This window comes from Lacticaseibacillus baoqingensis, assembly GCF_003946165.1.
Classification (GTDB): Bacteria; Bacillota; Bacilli; order Lactobacillales; family Lactobacillaceae; genus Lacticaseibacillus; species Lacticaseibacillus baoqingensis.
In genome coordinates, this window is sequence record NZ_RHOI01000046.1 from 1 (window position 1) to 15,891 (window position 15,891).

General features: G+C 49.3%; 15 protein-coding genes and 3 tRNA genes. 2 read left to right on the forward strand and 16 right to left on the reverse strand.

What is annotated here, in order from left to right:
* Positions 1–29: 29 nt before the first annotated feature.
* From EKM91_RS12895 to EKM91_RS12965, 15 genes are all read right to left on the reverse strand, one after another.
* Entirely contained in the window at positions 30–1,397 is a 1,368-nt protein-coding gene (locus tag EKM91_RS12895) for a type I-E CRISPR-associated protein Cse1/CasA (protein ID WP_164508596.1), read from the reverse strand.
* Positions 1,381–4,152, reverse strand: coding sequence for a CRISPR-associated helicase Cas3' (gene cas3 / locus EKM91_RS12900; protein WP_125754314.1), 2,772 nt, complete (start codon positions 4,150–4,152; stop codon positions 1,381–1,383). Before cas3 ends, EKM91_RS12895 begins: the two co-directional genes overlap by 17 nt.
* Before the next feature lie 274 nt (positions 4,153–4,426).
* Positions 4,427–5,497 carry a DUF6287 domain-containing protein gene (locus EKM91_RS12905; RefSeq protein WP_125754315.1) on the reverse strand — a complete coding sequence of 357 codons (1,071 nt, stop codon included), beginning with the start codon at positions 5,495–5,497 and terminating at the stop codon, positions 4,427–4,429.
* 227 nt (positions 5,498–5,724) lie between these two features.
* A complete protein-coding gene (locus tag EKM91_RS12910) occupies positions 5,725–6,408 on the reverse strand; it encodes a hypothetical protein (protein WP_125754316.1) in 684 nt (227 codons plus the stop codon).
* 8 nt (positions 6,409–6,416) lie between these two features.
* A complete protein-coding gene (locus EKM91_RS12915; protein ID WP_164508597.1) occupies positions 6,417–7,529 on the reverse strand; it encodes an SPFH domain-containing protein in 1,113 nt (370 codons plus the stop codon).
* A 16-nt stretch (positions 7,530–7,545) separates the two neighbouring features.
* Positions 7,546–7,935 (reverse strand): membrane protein insertion efficiency factor YidD, encoded by a 390-nt coding sequence (gene yidD / locus EKM91_RS14130; RefSeq protein WP_225419533.1) that lies wholly within the window; start codon positions 7,933–7,935, stop codon positions 7,546–7,548.
* Positions 7,936–8,023: 88 nt separating this feature from the next.
* Positions 8,024–8,704, reverse strand: a complete 681-nt coding sequence (locus EKM91_RS12925) for a hypothetical protein (RefSeq protein WP_125754318.1) — start codon at positions 8,702–8,704, stop codon at positions 8,024–8,026.
* Positions 8,705–8,750: 46 nt separating this feature from the next.
* Positions 8,751–9,221, reverse strand: a complete 471-nt coding sequence (locus EKM91_RS12930; protein WP_164508598.1) for a hypothetical protein — start codon at positions 9,219–9,221, stop codon at positions 8,751–8,753.
* 403 nt (positions 9,222–9,624) lie between these two features.
* The gene (locus EKM91_RS12935) at positions 9,625–10,326 is read right to left on the reverse strand and encodes a GntR family transcriptional regulator (protein ID WP_125754320.1); all 702 of its coding nucleotides are present in this window, start codon (positions 10,324–10,326) and stop codon (positions 9,625–9,627) included.
* A gap of 69 nt (positions 10,327–10,395) precedes the next feature.
* A complete protein-coding gene (proC, locus tag EKM91_RS12940; protein ID WP_125754321.1) occupies positions 10,396–11,199 on the reverse strand; it encodes a pyrroline-5-carboxylate reductase in 804 nt (267 codons plus the stop codon).
* A gap of 118 nt (positions 11,200–11,317) precedes the next feature.
* Positions 11,318–11,389 (reverse strand) — tRNA-Gln (locus tag EKM91_RS12945).
* A 5-nt stretch (positions 11,390–11,394) separates the two neighbouring features.
* Positions 11,395–11,475: transfer RNA gene (locus tag EKM91_RS12950), tRNA-Tyr, on the reverse strand.
* Positions 11,476–11,569: 94 nt separating this feature from the next.
* Positions 11,570–12,385: a metallophosphoesterase gene (locus EKM91_RS12955; protein WP_125754322.1), complete on the reverse strand. Its 816-nt coding sequence runs from the start codon at positions 12,383–12,385 to the stop codon at positions 11,570–11,572.
* 195 nt (positions 12,386–12,580) lie between these two features.
* Positions 12,581–13,987 carry a peptide MFS transporter gene (locus EKM91_RS12960; protein ID WP_238475782.1) on the reverse strand — a complete coding sequence of 469 codons (1,407 nt, stop codon included), beginning with the start codon at positions 13,985–13,987 and terminating at the stop codon, positions 12,581–12,583.
* A gap of 324 nt (positions 13,988–14,311) precedes the next feature.
* Complete coding sequence (locus EKM91_RS12965; RefSeq protein ID WP_125754324.1) at positions 14,312–14,839, reverse strand: hypothetical protein; 528 nt, start codon at positions 14,837–14,839, stop codon at positions 14,312–14,314.
* A 68-nt stretch (positions 14,840–14,907) separates the two neighbouring features.
* Between EKM91_RS12965 and EKM91_RS12970 the strand changes: the two genes are divergently transcribed.
* Positions 14,908–15,312, forward strand: a complete 405-nt coding sequence (locus EKM91_RS12970) for a hypothetical protein (RefSeq protein WP_125754325.1) — start codon at positions 14,908–14,910, stop codon at positions 15,310–15,312.
* A gap of 53 nt (positions 15,313–15,365) precedes the next feature.
* Positions 15,366–15,578 carry a zinc ribbon domain-containing protein gene (locus EKM91_RS12975; protein ID WP_125754326.1) on the forward strand — a complete coding sequence of 71 codons (213 nt, stop codon included), beginning with the start codon at positions 15,366–15,368 and terminating at the stop codon, positions 15,576–15,578.
* 40 nt (positions 15,579–15,618) lie between these two features.
* On the opposite strand, the gene EKM91_RS12980 is transcribed toward EKM91_RS12975, so the two are convergent.
* Positions 15,619–15,691, reverse strand: a tRNA-Thr gene (locus tag EKM91_RS12980).
* Positions 15,692–15,891: the final 200 nt, after the last annotated feature.

Here is a 15,891-nt window from a genome sequence, read left to right on the forward strand (position 1 = left end):
CAGGTGTCTTTTTGTTATCTAAAAAGGGTCTAGCATCTCCAGTGTTGATTACTACCAACACCAAAAATTCTAGACCCGCTTCTTTGCGGCCAAAATTGTTGCGTATTAGGATCAAATAGCACATCCGGCGCGATCGTCATATCATCGACGGCTTCAGCCACTGGTGCTTGTGAAGTGGCGTTGCCATCACTGATCAATGCGACTGATACCAAAGTGATCGGCAAATCATCCGAGATCAATTCCAGATCTTGCAAATGATGCAGCCAAGTCACCACGCCAGGTTGATGCACATCATCATCGGCTTTGATCTGCACATATTGGCCAAAATTCCGCCACATGGCGATCCCCAACGACCGGGTTCCTTTCATTGCTGGTTTATAGCTTTGTGATTGTGCTTTGGTATCGCGCCGCCACACCGTCATCGGTTCGACGAAGGCATTTTCGCTATCAAACATCGGGATTCCAGCACTAAAGATCGTCGCTTCACCCGTCTCTGACCACTCAATGTGCAATAACCGCGACCAGACGGTATATAAACCCGCCAAGTTTGTCGGCGGCAGAAGTTGTTGCCGCTCAGCCACATACTCATTGATCGTGGGATACTCCCAGACTGGTTTTTGCACAACATAGCCTTCATCTTGGACTAAAGTTAAATTCAACATCAACGTCTCAAACAACGTACGCCCTTGAATATACACTGGATTCAAGCGGTAAACCCAACCAGCAGGCGTTGCAAACTTTTCTGGCGCGGTCACTTTGGTCTTATCTGTCACCCCGGTAAAATTCTGATACGTGACCAGCCACCGCACCAACTCTGGCAAAGTCACCGCGTTCTTCACGGATTCTGTCTTCGGCGTAAAAATTGCCGGTGTATTGCCGCTTTCAGAAATCAAGCGATTGATCTGCTTGATCGCTACTGTCCCGGTTCCAGTTGCGACGCGCTTCTTAGCTGGTACTAAGGCGTCATAGTCGGCAGCTGATGACTGATAAAATGGCGTCTCGCCAAAAAAATCAAACCGTGACTGATACCGGTGTAAATAGTCACTGACGACAGCGGTAAAATGGCCTTGTTCGGCTAATGTCTGCCAAGTATCAAACAGATCATCGGGTTCGAAATCGTCATCATCAACTGCCGCTGATACGCGCATCGTTTTATCATCGATCGTCAACCAGTCATAAGGCCTATCCTGCGCATTAAAGCGAGAATACACCGTTAGTAATATGGCCAATAGCAATCGCAAAATGGCAAAATCTTGTGCGCGCATATCCCCCGCCAAACGCCGATAGTGTTGCGCATTGGCAAACAATTCGATTAGCGAAACCGTTTGTACCGTATCCGTTTCAGCATCGATCACATCGATCCACGCATCGGTCGTCAAATTAAATGCTTGCTTCACTAGCTTCCACCTCCATTGGTTCATAACTTAAACCAAGCGTTGGCGAATACGTTAATCGCCATCGACCCAAGGTCCCGGTTAAATGTTCATCTAATGGTAATACCAACGCCCCTTTCAGCCACTTATCCGTTTGCCACTGGCTAAAGAAATGGTGAGTGGTTTTTTCAAGTTCTGCGATCGCAGCATTGATATCTATGCTCACTGCCCTTGGCAAACGCACGACTTGTGCCGCGATTTCTTGTGACGTACATTGCGCCAATGGCCGACCATCGACCAACTGATCTGCCACCACCGTGTGCCGGATCAAAATCACCTCCAACGTTTCTTGAATGTCACGCACAGCTGCTTGCGCACGCTGTTCATCCTTATCCACAGACGTTAGGCTTCGATCCAACCAACCGTGTAATGTCGCTCGCCGCCCACGATCAGGTTTTTTGATCTGGAAAACTTGTGCTTTTTTCTGTGCGGTCGCGATTTGCGCATCAAATTCTGCCTTAGCTTCCTGCAAGCCCACGATCTCCGGCTCATGCTCGCGATCATAGACTAATTGGACTAGACACGAAATATCCGTTGGCAACTGCAACACTGCTGGCAAATAATGGACAGTCTTCAGCAATAAATACCGGCTGTAGATCAATTCATCCGCATCAGCAAATTTTCCCGGCCCTTGGATCCCCATCACGATCATGCGTGGTTGCTGCAACTGTTCCGGACGGGTGATCGCATGACGATGGAGCCGTCCTGCCCGCTGCAACAATAAATCTAGTGGTGCAATATCGGTATATAAAATATCAAAATCAATGTCTAACGATTGTTCAAGTACTTGGGTCCCGATGACGATCATGCGCGCAGGACGGGCGCCAAGTTTGCCGATAGCCGCTTGTAACTGCTGTTCTTGCCGTGTTCGATCTGGTGCCAAAAACGCCGAATGCAAAACGATCAGCGGGATGTCATCAGGCACCATCCTTGCTAGATTTTGGGCACGTTTAACTGTATTGACGATCACGCCGGCTACTCCACCAGCAGCAATACTATCGATAACCTGCTTGATCAACACAGCATCTTCGGCGTCATCAGTTTCGACCGTGATTGCTTGCGGCAGCTGATCGCTGACCCCAGCAAATTTCGTGATTTGGACAACTTTTCGCCCATCCAACATTGTCATTAATGGGTAAGCTTCTGATTGTTCCCAATCTGCAGGCAACGCACTGAGATCAGCAGCACTGGCACTTAGTTTACGGCCATACTTACCAGCAAAATACGCTGCCAATAGGGCATTACGCTTAGCTTTCGGCAAAGTCGCCGACAGGATCACAACTGGGACGTGATAAGCGCCTAACCAGCGAATGGCACGATAAAGATATTGACTCATGTAGGCGTCATAAGCATGTACTTCATCTAAAATGATGACTTTTTTTGACAAGCCCAAATGCTTCAATGCCAGATGCTTTTGCTTCAATGCCATGACCAGCAAGTTATCGATCGTGCCTACAGCAAATTCATCGAGGATCCGCTTTTTACCGGAAAACCAGCTGTTGACGCTAACGGCATTTTTACTTTCAATGTTGGCGGCATCCGGTAACTGTTGAAAATGCTGATTAAAGCGCGCCTTGCCATGCAACAGTTCGATCGAGCGCACCGCTGCTTCAGTCCCTGGCAATGCTTGCAACCAAGCGACCACGCGATCAAACATAGCATTGGCAGTAGCTTGTGTTGGTAAGCCAAAAAACAAGCCTCGTCGGCCGCTGCGATACGCCAATTGCTCCGCAGCCACTAAAGCGATCTCGGTTTTGCCCAATCCCATGGGCGCTTCAATGATCACGATCCCTGGATCAATGGTTTCATCCAATACTGTCGTCAGTTTTTGCTGCACCGGTCGTGGTTGATAGCCAAAGCGCTCTGCATAAACCGTGTCGCGATCAGGCATCCCTTGCGGTGCAATATCTTCGCCGAGATACCAGTTGCCCATTGCATTTTCAAACCGGCCAGTCAAATCGATGTCATTCAAGTCTTGCTCGATCGAGATCAACGGGAACAGCACGCTATCATCACCCAATGATTCGCTAGAAGCTAACCAGTCGGCCATGATCAATAATCCTTCTAACATGACCGCTTGGGGTTGATCAATAACTGGCAGTTCCGCGACAGCCTGATAACCGGCCAATTTCATTCCTTGTTGAAAAAGTTCAGTTTGGACCGCCTGCCAATGTTGCTGGATCGCAGGATCATGATCTTTTTGCCAATAATTAGCGGTATAAACGGAAAGCTGATCTCGGGGCGGTCGTGATTCCGGTTTGCCATGATGACCGCCAATAATCGCACCAATTGCTGCTGGCACACCAAAATGTTCCAGTATGGCTTCGCCGGCCAGCGCATGCGGCGATTGCCGCTCAGAGGCCAACGCTGTATCAGCCAAACCAGAAAAACCGGCTCGCATCAACTGCTCCAATAGTTCCTGATCTAGCGACTGATTACCATCATAGGAAGGTTTGATTTGAAAAGCCGGGGTCGCCTTGCCAATGTCATGCGTGAACCCCAAAAAGTTGACCAGACGATCCACCCCTTCATCCCCAAGTGATTGCGCCAGCCAATCACGCTGACCATCAGCTAACCAATTATTTGCTAACCAATGAATTACCCTCATTGTATCGTTTAAATGTGCGACTAAAGGCAGCCAATATTCATGCCCGTCTTCAGATCGCTTCTTGGCCCACAGCGTTTTGGCAGCGATACTCAACGACCCAAATTCATCCATTCACACCACATCCCCATTTCATCAGTGCCCCACCTGACTTTACCAGCTAAAGCGGCACTTACCCCCAAAGGTACACTATTCATTAAATCAAAGAATACGCTTTATTGATAGTCTGAACAACTAAAAGATCACTGAAATAATGGTTATAAATTGATTTATTAGTTTAACCTAGGCTGTTTTCAGCTTAAATCACACTATGATGCCAAAAAAAGGTCCACCTAGGCTTTCACCTAAATGAACCATGACGCATCCTATCTTCAACCTGCTAATTAGTTTAATTAACCCGATAATAAGCCGAAGCCGCAAACCCAGCTTGGCCACCACCTGATATCAAACGATCCTTGCTGCTATCGGAATCATCTGCCGCACTGCCCTTAACGCCTTTTGGCAAGATCGCTAACGGCGCCATATTCGACCCTGGACCAGTCGTAAAGGTTCCAAAGCTGCCCATTGGCGTGCCATTTTGCGTTAAGCGCGCGCCGGCGGTGATCACCATTGGCTGGCCATTGCTGTCGTGGCCGCTGACCACTGCCCCGACATTCGGGTCAACATTGGCACCTGCAGGCGCAGTGGCGGTTTGCCCAGTGACGACCCAAGTATCGCCGGTCGTCGGATTTTTCCAGGTCCCGACCAGACTGGCAAAATTATTGGCCGCCAACTGATCAAGGTTCAGCGCCGGACCAGCAGCCGCTGGGGCCGGCTTGGCAGGGGCGGAAGCGGCCGTACTGCTACTGCTGCTAGAAGCCGCGCTACTGGTGCTGGCAGCCGCCGGTGCGGCAGCCGGCATGCCTTCCCCGTAAACGATGGTCATATCATTGTTGCTTGTCCATAATGCCACTAGATTATGTTGGTTTTTGCCGGATTCGCCAGTAACGGTTTGAAATTCAGTGGTGGTGTTTTTAGGGTAAAACGTCACCGACCAATTGATTGCCGCTTGATCGGCATCCGCCAACAAGGCAACTAAGGTCCCTTGTGTCTCCTTGAAGGCCAAGGCGTGTTGTTCCCCATCAACGGTCAGCGTCTTCTTTGATAATTGCACCGCACCAATCGTCAGCGCCTGCTTGGTCGCCGTCATTTGCGATTGGACGTCAGTTGATAAAGCCGCATTTTTGCTACGGCTGCCGATCGCCGACCACTTACCGACCAGACTGGTATAATTGCCGCGTTTGATCGCGGCCAGATCCATGGCAGTCTGCTTTGGCTTCGGTGCTTTTTTGGGCTTTGACGACGAAGTTTGACTGGTTTTGCTAGCCGATGATGACTTGGCTGGTGACTGTTGCTGTCCACAAGCGGCCAGCAATACAACTGCCAATGCGACTGTGGTGATACCCATTATCTTTTTCATTATGTATTCCATCCCTAATCATGATGTTGTTACCGTATAACCATAGCCAAGCCGCATCTGCTTGTCAACGGTTTATCACTTTTTTGATTATGAAAATAAAAATCGTCACCCTTTTCCACTCATTATCGTGCCTGTACCCGTCGTGACGATCGTCCGGGTAAAATAAAAGGACCGCGATTCTACAAACGAATCGCGGTCCCCAAGCGCTTTACTTCTCAGTCGCTAGCTCAATAACTCGCTTGCAGCTGCACATTGCGCGCTTCGGCCGCTTTCAGCACGGCGGTGACTTCTTTGTCAGCCGCGGTGTAATCTCCCACTTCAACCGCCTCAGCCGCCAGGTCAATGTGCTGCAATGCGGTTTCTTCATATGACCGCACCGCCGGCACTGTTTTGCTGGGGCTTGAATGGACCAAGTCATAGGCTTGTTCGAATTTATGCTGCAAGTCGGCGTCGTCGGTGATCTGGTTCATGGCCGCTTGCAACTTGGCGGCGCCTGTTTTCACGTAGACGAGTTCGGCTTCATGCACGGCGACGCTGTCAGCTGTCTGCTCATTGGCGATCATGTTAGATAATAAAACTGCCGCATACGCACCAGTCAACACCACTTGCACGATCAAGCTCAGCTTGAAATTATCGCTGGCCAGCAGCATGAAACCCACGCCTGCGATCAAGGTCGCAAAGAAATAGGTACTGGAGATCCCTGACAAGGTGTAGCCAAACAACGCCGCGCTGCTGCTGTTGCGGATCAAAAACGGCGTGACCAGCAACATCACATACGCAAAGTGGATAAACCCATAATTCAGCCATACCGCAGTCGGATGATCCGAACCGCCGGCAGCAAAGAAAATCACATTGAACACGACTAAAAAGACAAGGTCTAACAGCAACCATAGGATCGTTTTCTTATTCATAAGCTTCCTCACATCTGACTTAAGATCTCATTGGCCTTGGCATCATACTGCTCTTGGCTGATCAAATCAGCATCAAGCATTTTTTTGAGCTTGCTCAAGGTCTCAAAGGGATCCTCTGCTGGCTTTGCTGCTGGTTTTGCTTCAGGTTTTGCTGGTTCAGCTTGGCCGCTGACTGGGGTAAACAGCTCATTGGCCATATTACCCATGGCATTGCCTGCCGCCATCCCCATGCCCATGCCGGCACCCATCGCGCCAATACCGCCAGCGCCAGGGTTGTCAGCCAGTGAGCCCATAATATTGGCGGCTTGCTGCTTGGCCCAATCTTGACCTAAAATGTCCATACGCGCCTTATCCCCTTGTGCTTCACGCTGCTTATCAAGGGCGCCGATCTGGCCTTGATCGATGCGGTCATATTTGGCCGTGTCGATGTCTAATCCCGCGATCGAAAAGCGGACACACTTCAAACCATAATCAGCCACGATCGCATCGATTTTTGGTTCGATTTGATCGCCAAGCTCATCGATATAGGCATCCAAGCCGATCAATTCTTGCTTTAGGTCATTCATAAACCGCGAAACCGCAGCTTTGATCTTGCTTTGAAACTCATTGGCAAAATACTTATTCAACTCTGGCTGAGTTTGATAAAAAACATTGTTCCCGATCAGCTTTTCAAGTAATTTCGCAGGGTTCGTGATCCGTACCTTATACGCCCCGCGCACCCGTGCATCCGTCATGATCCCCCAGACGTGGTCGCGCACATGGATCGGGGTTTGCGTGCCCCACAAGATCTCTTCGCTATCGGCTTTGCGCACGAAATAGACGACACAATTGAAGGTGCTGACTCCGCCAGAAAACGCATTGCGTAAACGACTAATGAAAGGATAGTTTTCGGTGCTTAACGTATACTTCCCATTATCAAAAACCTGCTCGATCGTGCCGTCTTTGATGAAGATCGCCTGTTCCCCAGGCATGACGATCACTGTCGAATTCGTGTTGAAATCTTCTTCAGGCTGTTTGTAGATCAACAAGCGGCCGTCACCGCGATTTTTGATCACATCAGTCCAATGTTTCTTGCCGCCAACGAAATTTTGTTCATTCGCATTTCGTCCGAATAATGCCATTTTCTCCTCCTTACCGCTATGGGTAATCGATACCATGTTCCGAACCACAGCGGCTGAGCCGGTCCATTGCCTTCACACCGCCGATCACCCAGCCATACTTGTTGATGGCCAAGATTGCATATTCCGAACAGCTTGGCGTAAAACAACACCGCAAGCGCATCTGTGCCGGGGCATAGCGTTGATATAAGCGGATCAACCAGATCAACGTCCACTTCATCGTGCCAAGCACGCTTGCAATTTGCAGCGGCCAATACCACTGCCACCAGTGCTGCCACGACCAGCCTGTGACCCGCGCAAAAAGCCAGGCAAGCAGCATCGTCGCCCCGACCACCAAAATGGCCCAGATTGCTGCTTGGCGATAATGTGGCGCCGGGCGGATCAAGGTTTCTGCGCGTCTTTTGATCACCTTACACCCCTATTTTCAAAAATAGGCGTTCTTTGCGAAATGAATTCACAAAGATCGCCTTTAAGCTTGTAGCATCTAAAGCCTGATGCTATTGTTGGCTCTTCTTTTCGCGCAACATCGACTTCATGCCTTGAATGGATTCTTCAGCACTTTGAACATCGCCATCCATCGCGACTAACATTTGATCGCCAGGCACGACCATCTTGAACTTGCTGGTTTCGACTTCGCGAGTCTTTTCAACTTGACCATCCATATACTTCGCAGTTTCAGTCATATTGGAAGTGGTAAAGGAAGTGACATCTTGATAGAAGTATTCTTCAGTGCTTTCTTGTTTCTTATCTTCATCCATATCGAATGTGTAAGTATACAAATGCACCTGAGTCTTGCTGAAGAAGATCCAAGTGACCTGGTAACGGGAACTGGTGAACTTGCCATTATCCATTTTCTTGGAGTAAGCGTTCTTGAAAACAGGACCTTCCAAACGAATCGGGCTGATTTCTTTGATCTCATCTTCATCCAAGCCAATCCGGCTGATCGCCTTATCACGCAAATTCAATGAATCACGTTTTTTAGTGATCAAGTCCAGATATTCCGCATCAGACATTGTTTTGACTAAGCAGCCTTGACGGGTGAAATATTCGATGACTTTCTTTTGTTCTTCATTCTTGCCGCGCGTCAATTGGCGCACTGCCTTGGCGTTAGGTGTCGCATAAACCATCTTGTAGTAAACACCTGCCGCAACAATAATAATTACTAAAATCCCTGCCATAATAATAAGCTCCCTTTTATGTATTTTAACCCCAGATTAGTGTTGCTTATAAGCTGCTAGGCCGCGCGACCCCCAAAATCGCATACAGTTGCCCGATATCGTGATTCGATAACCCAGCACTGCGCGCGGCTTGTAGTGATTCGAGATAGGTAGGCGAAGTCCGCAAGTGTTTACGGGCAAAGTAGTCGTAACCGATGTACGCCAGAAAATAGTGATAGATCCCCTTAGGCTCGATCATCAACGCAGCATTGATGTATTCTGTACATTGGTCAATGGTTTGCCGGTTATTTAAAAATGCCTTCTTACCATTGAGCAAGCAACATGCCGCGTAAAAATAGCTCTCGGAATCATCGAAATTGTCCTCAACGGCCTTGGCAAACGCAGCCGCCGCCTTATCGTACATCTTCAACTTGAGATAAACTAACGCGATCGACTTGTTTAACGTCGCATCATCCGGATGCGTTGTTAAGGCTTGTTGATAACTGCGCGAGTATTTGCCCAGCTCTGGCATCGTCATATTCGCCACACTATTGAATGTCGCAATATTGATCGGACTATGACACCATTGGCACTCTTGCTGATCCGTTGATACCGGTGCCCCGCACCCTGGACACTTAAGCTCTACAACTGATTGCGCCATTTTATCCTTATGCAAACTGGCAACCCCTAATCAATAAGCTTGCACCTATTGTCGGCTCGGTACCAGACTTGCTCCTCCCTTATCAATCACTTATGTATTAAATTACAAATCACAATGTCTAGACATTTGACCGGTAACAAATAAAACTTACAGAATTATCAGTGTTTTGTCAATGTAAGATCGGCCAATTTTTCAATAAACAACTGACTTTTTTTGAATATTCTTAAAATCTTATGCATAAAAACAAGGCGGGTGACTTGGTCACCCGCCTTGTTGCATGTTACCGTTCCAATACAAATTCAAAGCGTTCGCCGACATACTGGGTCCGCACATACTCAAACGGCCGGCCATCTTGTAAAAACGACACTTGACGCAGCCGCAAAATGGCGCTGCCGCGTTTGATCTCCAAATATTCAGCAATCCGCTCACTGGCTAACATCGCACTCACCATTTGTTGCGCACCGCCAAGCACAAAACCGCCTTTGCTTTCTAACGCATGATACAGCGACTTGGTGACTTCAGACTTAGAGAAGTCTTTGACCAAATCATAAGGCACTGTCGCGACTTCAAAACTGATCGGGATCGCATCGCCATAACGGACGCGCTCCATGCGCAAAACTTGCGCGCCATCATCTAAATGCAGCTTCTCGCTTTCAGATAACGACGGCTTGGCAATGTGATAAGAAATCGTTCTGCTTGAAGGCTGCTTGCCTTGGGCGATCATGACGTCGGTAAAGCTGGTGACCCCTGAGACTTTTTCTTGGACCTTTTGATTGGCCACAAACGTCCCGGCCCCAATGCGCCGCTCTAAGATCCCTTCGTCGACCAAGGTTTGGATCGCTTGACGCAGCGTCATCCGCGACACATTGAAAACCACGGCCAAGTCTCGTTCGCTAGGGATCCGGTCGCCGATCTGCCATTTACCAGCTTCAATATCTTGGCGGATCTTGTTATGAATTTGAATGTAAACTGGAGATTCCAAATGACTCGTTCCTTCCGTGGTGATAATTCTCCCTCATTATAACTGGTATAGACCGAAAAAGCAACGGCCCTAATCTTGCTCTTCTTGGTCCTTAGCGATCGTCGCATCAACGCCGGCCACGACTGACGGCATGAAGCCCGCCGCTTCCATCGCCAACAACCCAGCTACTGTCGTGCCGCCAGGACTTGAGACTTTATCGACTAAGTCAAAGGGACTTTCATCACTTTGCAACACCATCGCGCCGCTGCCTAAAACGGCTTGGGCCGCGATTTTATCCGCCTGCTTCTTCGTCAACCCGTGCTTGACTCCGGCACGCGCTAAGGCATCGATGAACATGTAGACAAATGCCGGACTCGATCCGGCTAAGGCGACGAAGGTGGAAAAATGCTGTTCAGCCAGCTCGATTGTTTCCCCTAAAGCGTCTAGCAGCTTCACCACTGCTGGTAAAACGGCTTGGGCGGCAGCATTAGCCGCATAAGCTGTCATCCCTGCATTGATCGCCACATTAAGATTAGGCATCACGCGGACTAAAGGATAATTCTTGGTCCCAAGATACCCTTCGATCTGGAGTAACGAAACCCCTGACAATAACGACAACAGCGGCGTGGTTTTCGCCTGTAACGCCGGCAAGATCTCGGCGATCACGTCACTGGCCATCAGCGGCTTGACGGCCAACACGACCATGTCGCTGGCGGCGATCACGGCACTGTTGTTGGCGGCCACTTGCACGCCTGTTTTTTGCGCATAAGCTTCATAATTGGCCGCATGACCACCATGAATAATAATATCGCCTGGCGTCAGTGCCTCGGCGTTCAATAACCCATCGATGATCCCTTGCGCCATATTGCCTGCGCCAATAAAACCTAATTGCATGCCTTTGCCCCCTGTAACCGTTTCTTTTTAGCCTAACTTGCGAACTCACTGGTGTCAATGTGGAAAACACCACCAGCGCAGATAAAAAAAGTCCCCGGCACTTGCCGGAGACAAAATATTGGGGTAGCTGGATTCGAACCAGCGCATGACGGAGTCAAAGTCCGTTGCCTTACCGCTTGGCTATACCCCAATCAATGGAGGATCTAGGATTCGAACCTAGGAACCCGAAGGAACGGATTTACAGTCCGTCGCGTTTAGCCTCTTCGCTAATCCTCCATGTGGTTGCTGGCGCAATCAACGAATATAAATATACAAAAAATCACTGGTGAACGCAACCTTTTTTTCACCGAGCAAACATGGATTTTAGCGTTCATACTTCAAGCCAAACCAAGGTCTGCACCCACTCGGTAAAAAAGTCATTGCCGACCCATTCATTCAACCGGCGCAACCCATATCCCACTGGCTGATGGTGATACGTGGTATGCCCAAAGGTCTGATCCGGCTGGCGAATATGCAAGTGGCCAAACACCACATCCGCCACGCGGTATTGCTCTAACAACTTGCCTAAAGCTGATGACCCCATCAACGCCGTCGCCATTTGCCAATAGTGGCGATTTGGAGCATACACCATGAAGTCCCGCCGCGGTACAAAATGCGTGATGTAGATCACTTTTTGGCTGCCGGCTTGTTGCAACGCCGCTTCGGTTGTCTTCAACACCCGCGCCATGCGCTTTGCGTCTGAAAGCGGTTGGTCGATCGCCCCATCGAGCCAATATGCGCGTTTCCACTGGGCAAACTCAGCAGGCGTTTTGGCTAAATCTGTAGGCGCCAGCGAGTAATCATACCACCCGTTGTTGCCAATGATCACCGTGTCGCTTCCTGGCAAGCGCAGCGTCCGCTCATGCAGATACAACGGGTCTGCTGCGCTTTGGGCTTGCGCATAAGTGATGCCTTTGACTAAGTCATGATTGCCGGCCAAAAACCGCACAGGCAGCTCAGAGCCGACGGCATTTTGTAAGGCGTGAAAATACGTCACACTTTTATTGAAGTCGTTGAAGGTATCCCCTGCATTCAAATAAGCAGCGGCCTCATGCGCGCGCAAATACGCCGCTTGCCGTGGCACCAAGGCTTGCCAGTCGAGCTTGTTCACATCTAAATGATCATCCACACTAACTGCAATCCGCATCCCTTAACCCCTCCTATTAAGCTCAGTTGCCAAGCAACAGCTGCCGGCCTTCAAACTGACCAGTGCGCATACCATTTGAGCGATCCCTTAAATCATACCATACCCCTTGGCCCAAGCCGCGCCATGTGTCACCGGTCGCCACCAGCAAAAAAAAAGGAATGTCCCTAGTGACAGGCACATTCCTTTTGAAGCTGATCAGTTGACCCCTTGCATCAATTTTTCGATGCGCGGCACCATAAACGCGAGGACGATGGCAAAAAGGATCGACGCGATCCCCACCCCGGCGAAATAGATGATCTCAGTTTCTGGTGAGTAAAGCTTCACGATCTGCGCATTGATCGCTTGCGCCGCAGCATCCGCTAAGAACCACATACTCATCATCTGGCTCGAAAAGGCTTTAGGCGCAAGTTTGGTCGTCACTGACAAGCCTACCGGTGAAATCAGCATTTCAGCGATTTCGACGATCGCCCAGCTCAAAACCAGCCATAACGGTGATACCCGCGTGTTGGCGCCAAATAAGGCGACTGGGATCACCATGACCAGATAAGATAAGCCGGCAAATACCAAGCCGTAACTGAACTTGCGCGGTGAACTTGGCTGCCGCTTACCTAAGCGGACCCACAGCCAAGCGAAAATCGGCCCATAAATCAAGATGAACAATGGGTTCAGTAATTGGAAGTTGCCAGGCAAGATGTTGAACCCGCCGATATGCAACTGCGTTTGGTCAGCCGCAAACACCGCCAACACCACTGAGCCTTGTTCTTCGATCGCCCAAAAGATCACTGCCGCAACAAACAGCGGGATATAAGCCCAGACCCGGGAGCGTTCGACTTTGGTCACTTTTTTGCTGCGCAACATCGCCACAAAGTAAGCGACTGGTACCGCAATGGCAAAAATCGTGATCAAGGTGATGATATTGTCGATGTTGAACGCCCCTGTGGCGCCCATCGCCCCTAAGATCGCCAACAACGCCACTAACCCGATACCGATTTTGACTAGCAACGGTTTCAATTCTGCGGTACTGATCGGGTCAGGCGCCACATTATCCACCGGATTGATCGTCTTGCGACCATCGATCACATAAAAGATCAAGCCAATAAACATCCCGATGGCCGCAAAAGAAAAGCCCACGTGGAAATTGAATTTTGCTTGGCCCCAAGGCACAATGATCGGCGCGATCAAGGAGCCAAAGTTGATCCCCATGACAAAGATACTGAACCCAGAATCGCGACGCGTATCATTTTCTGGGTATAAACTGCCAACCATTTCAGAGACATTCGGCTTTAACAACCCGGTCCCTAAAACGATCAAAGCGATCGAGGCAAACAAGGCATCAGCGCCAAACGGCAATGACAACACAATGTGCCCGCACATGATCAAAACCCCGCCCCAAAAGACGGTGCGGCGGCTGCCTAATAACCGATCGGAAATGAAACCGCCAATCGTTGAGCTTAAGTATACTAACGACCCATAAATCGACATGATCGAAAACGCAGTGGGCTTGTCGAAGCCTAAGCCGCCTTGACTGACTGCATAATACATGTAGTAGATCAAGATGGCGCGCATGCCGTAGTAACTGAATCGTTCCCAGAATTCAGTCATCGACAAGGTCAACAGACCTCGCGGATGACCTAGAAACGAGTGGTCGCTTCCTTTTTTATCCAATTATAAAACATCCTCTCACTAGGGTTTCGTAACCAAACCTAGTGAACATCCATCGCTACTTCCCTCAAAATAGCTAGAATCATTATTCAATTATACGCCAGCAGGAAAATGATTACAAATTACCCACACAAAAAAGGGGCGCCGTGTGATTCGCCCCAAAATATCTCATTAAACCGCTATTTCGTCTTGTGATCGTTAACGGCTGTTAGCGGTTGCCGAACACCCGCATGGCAGATGAGATTTTGATGAAGAACAACCGTCTTATTGCTGACTACTGCTGCTGAGAGCCTGTTTGGCGGCCATGCGCTGACTATAGGTTCCCAAGCTCTTAGGAATCACACCATTATAGTAGGTCTTCGCAATGGCGTTAGTCTGCGACATGAACGTCTTGGCATCGGCATTGTACGCCGCTTGATCCGTTCCTGACACCATGGCCTTGAGCATCGTTTCGGCGGCTTGCGCTTGCGCGATCAATGCTTTGGTTTGTGCTGGCTGACTGTTATTTGCCACTAGTTGTAACCGCACTTTTTCCACTTCAGCCACACCGTCTTGGGCAGCCTTTTTCACCGCACTATTCGGTTGCGAATAAGAGGCCATCGTCAATGGCTTCACGACGATATCGACGACAGTTGTATAGCGTTTTTGCAGTTGGGCCGTGGTATACTGCTTACTAGTAACGACTGTTTTGGGACTTGATGTCTGTTTAGCAGGCTTGGCATCATTGTTGTGGCACCCTGCCATGAACAAGGCAAGCCCAACGATCGGCAAGACCCAGATCCGTGTTTTCATTTTGTTACCCCCTAATGCTCGAACGTTATTATACCACAAGATCAATCTCTATAAGGAAGTGACTCATATTGGCAACGTGGCACCTGATGTTTCAAAAACCGGCCTTTTTGACGCCGCAGATCCAACATATCGTCGAATTTTTACGTCAAACCGGCAGCTTTGGCGGGTTCCCGATCAACCGAGTGAGCCTCGTTCGCGATACGAGTGACCTCGCTTATCTTGACTTGGACTTTAAGATCACCGCAGCCATCACGCAGCCGACTTTCACGGATATGTGCAAATACATGCTCGTCGTGGCTGGGGGCCTAGAAGGCGCGCCAATGCCTGTCTATTTTGCCATCATGCAACATACGCTGGATGAGCTCAGCATTACGTATCATATCTATGATGCCCACACCGCCGACATTTACTATTGGCAAGCTCCACCGATCCAAGCCGCCCCCGAGCCGGATGATCGCTTACGTTTTCGTTAGTCGCCAAGTCGCCGCCTAACTTGTATAATGGCAAAAAAAGGAGGCGTTGAGCGATGGCACAGCAAACCTATGAATGTCCTAAATGCCATAATCATCAATATGACAGCGATCAATTCCAAGCGACTGGGGGGACTTTTGCCAAGCTATTGGATGTCCAGAACAAAAAGTTTATTACGATCAGTTGTACGCGTTGCGGCTTCACCGAACTGTATCGGCAAAACACCACCACCGGCATGAACGTACTGGATTTTTTGATCGGCGGTTAAGGCAAAAAAACACCTCCCAAAATTGGGAGGTGTTTTTTTCTGCCGTCTACTGGATTCGAACCAGCGACCCCTTCATTACGAATGAAGTGCTCTGCCAACTGAGCTAAGACGGCATCACTTCTAAACAACAAAGGTAATTATACAGGAGGAAAAAGGTGCTGTAAACCCCTTTTTAATGGCTTTTTCAGCTCTTTTTTTCAATAAAAAAAGACCAGTCAAAAGACTGGTCTGCTAATAGCGTGGCGACTTCCTACCCTCGCAGGCAGTTGCCCACCAACTACTCTCGGCGTAGAGAAGCTTAACTTCTGTGTTC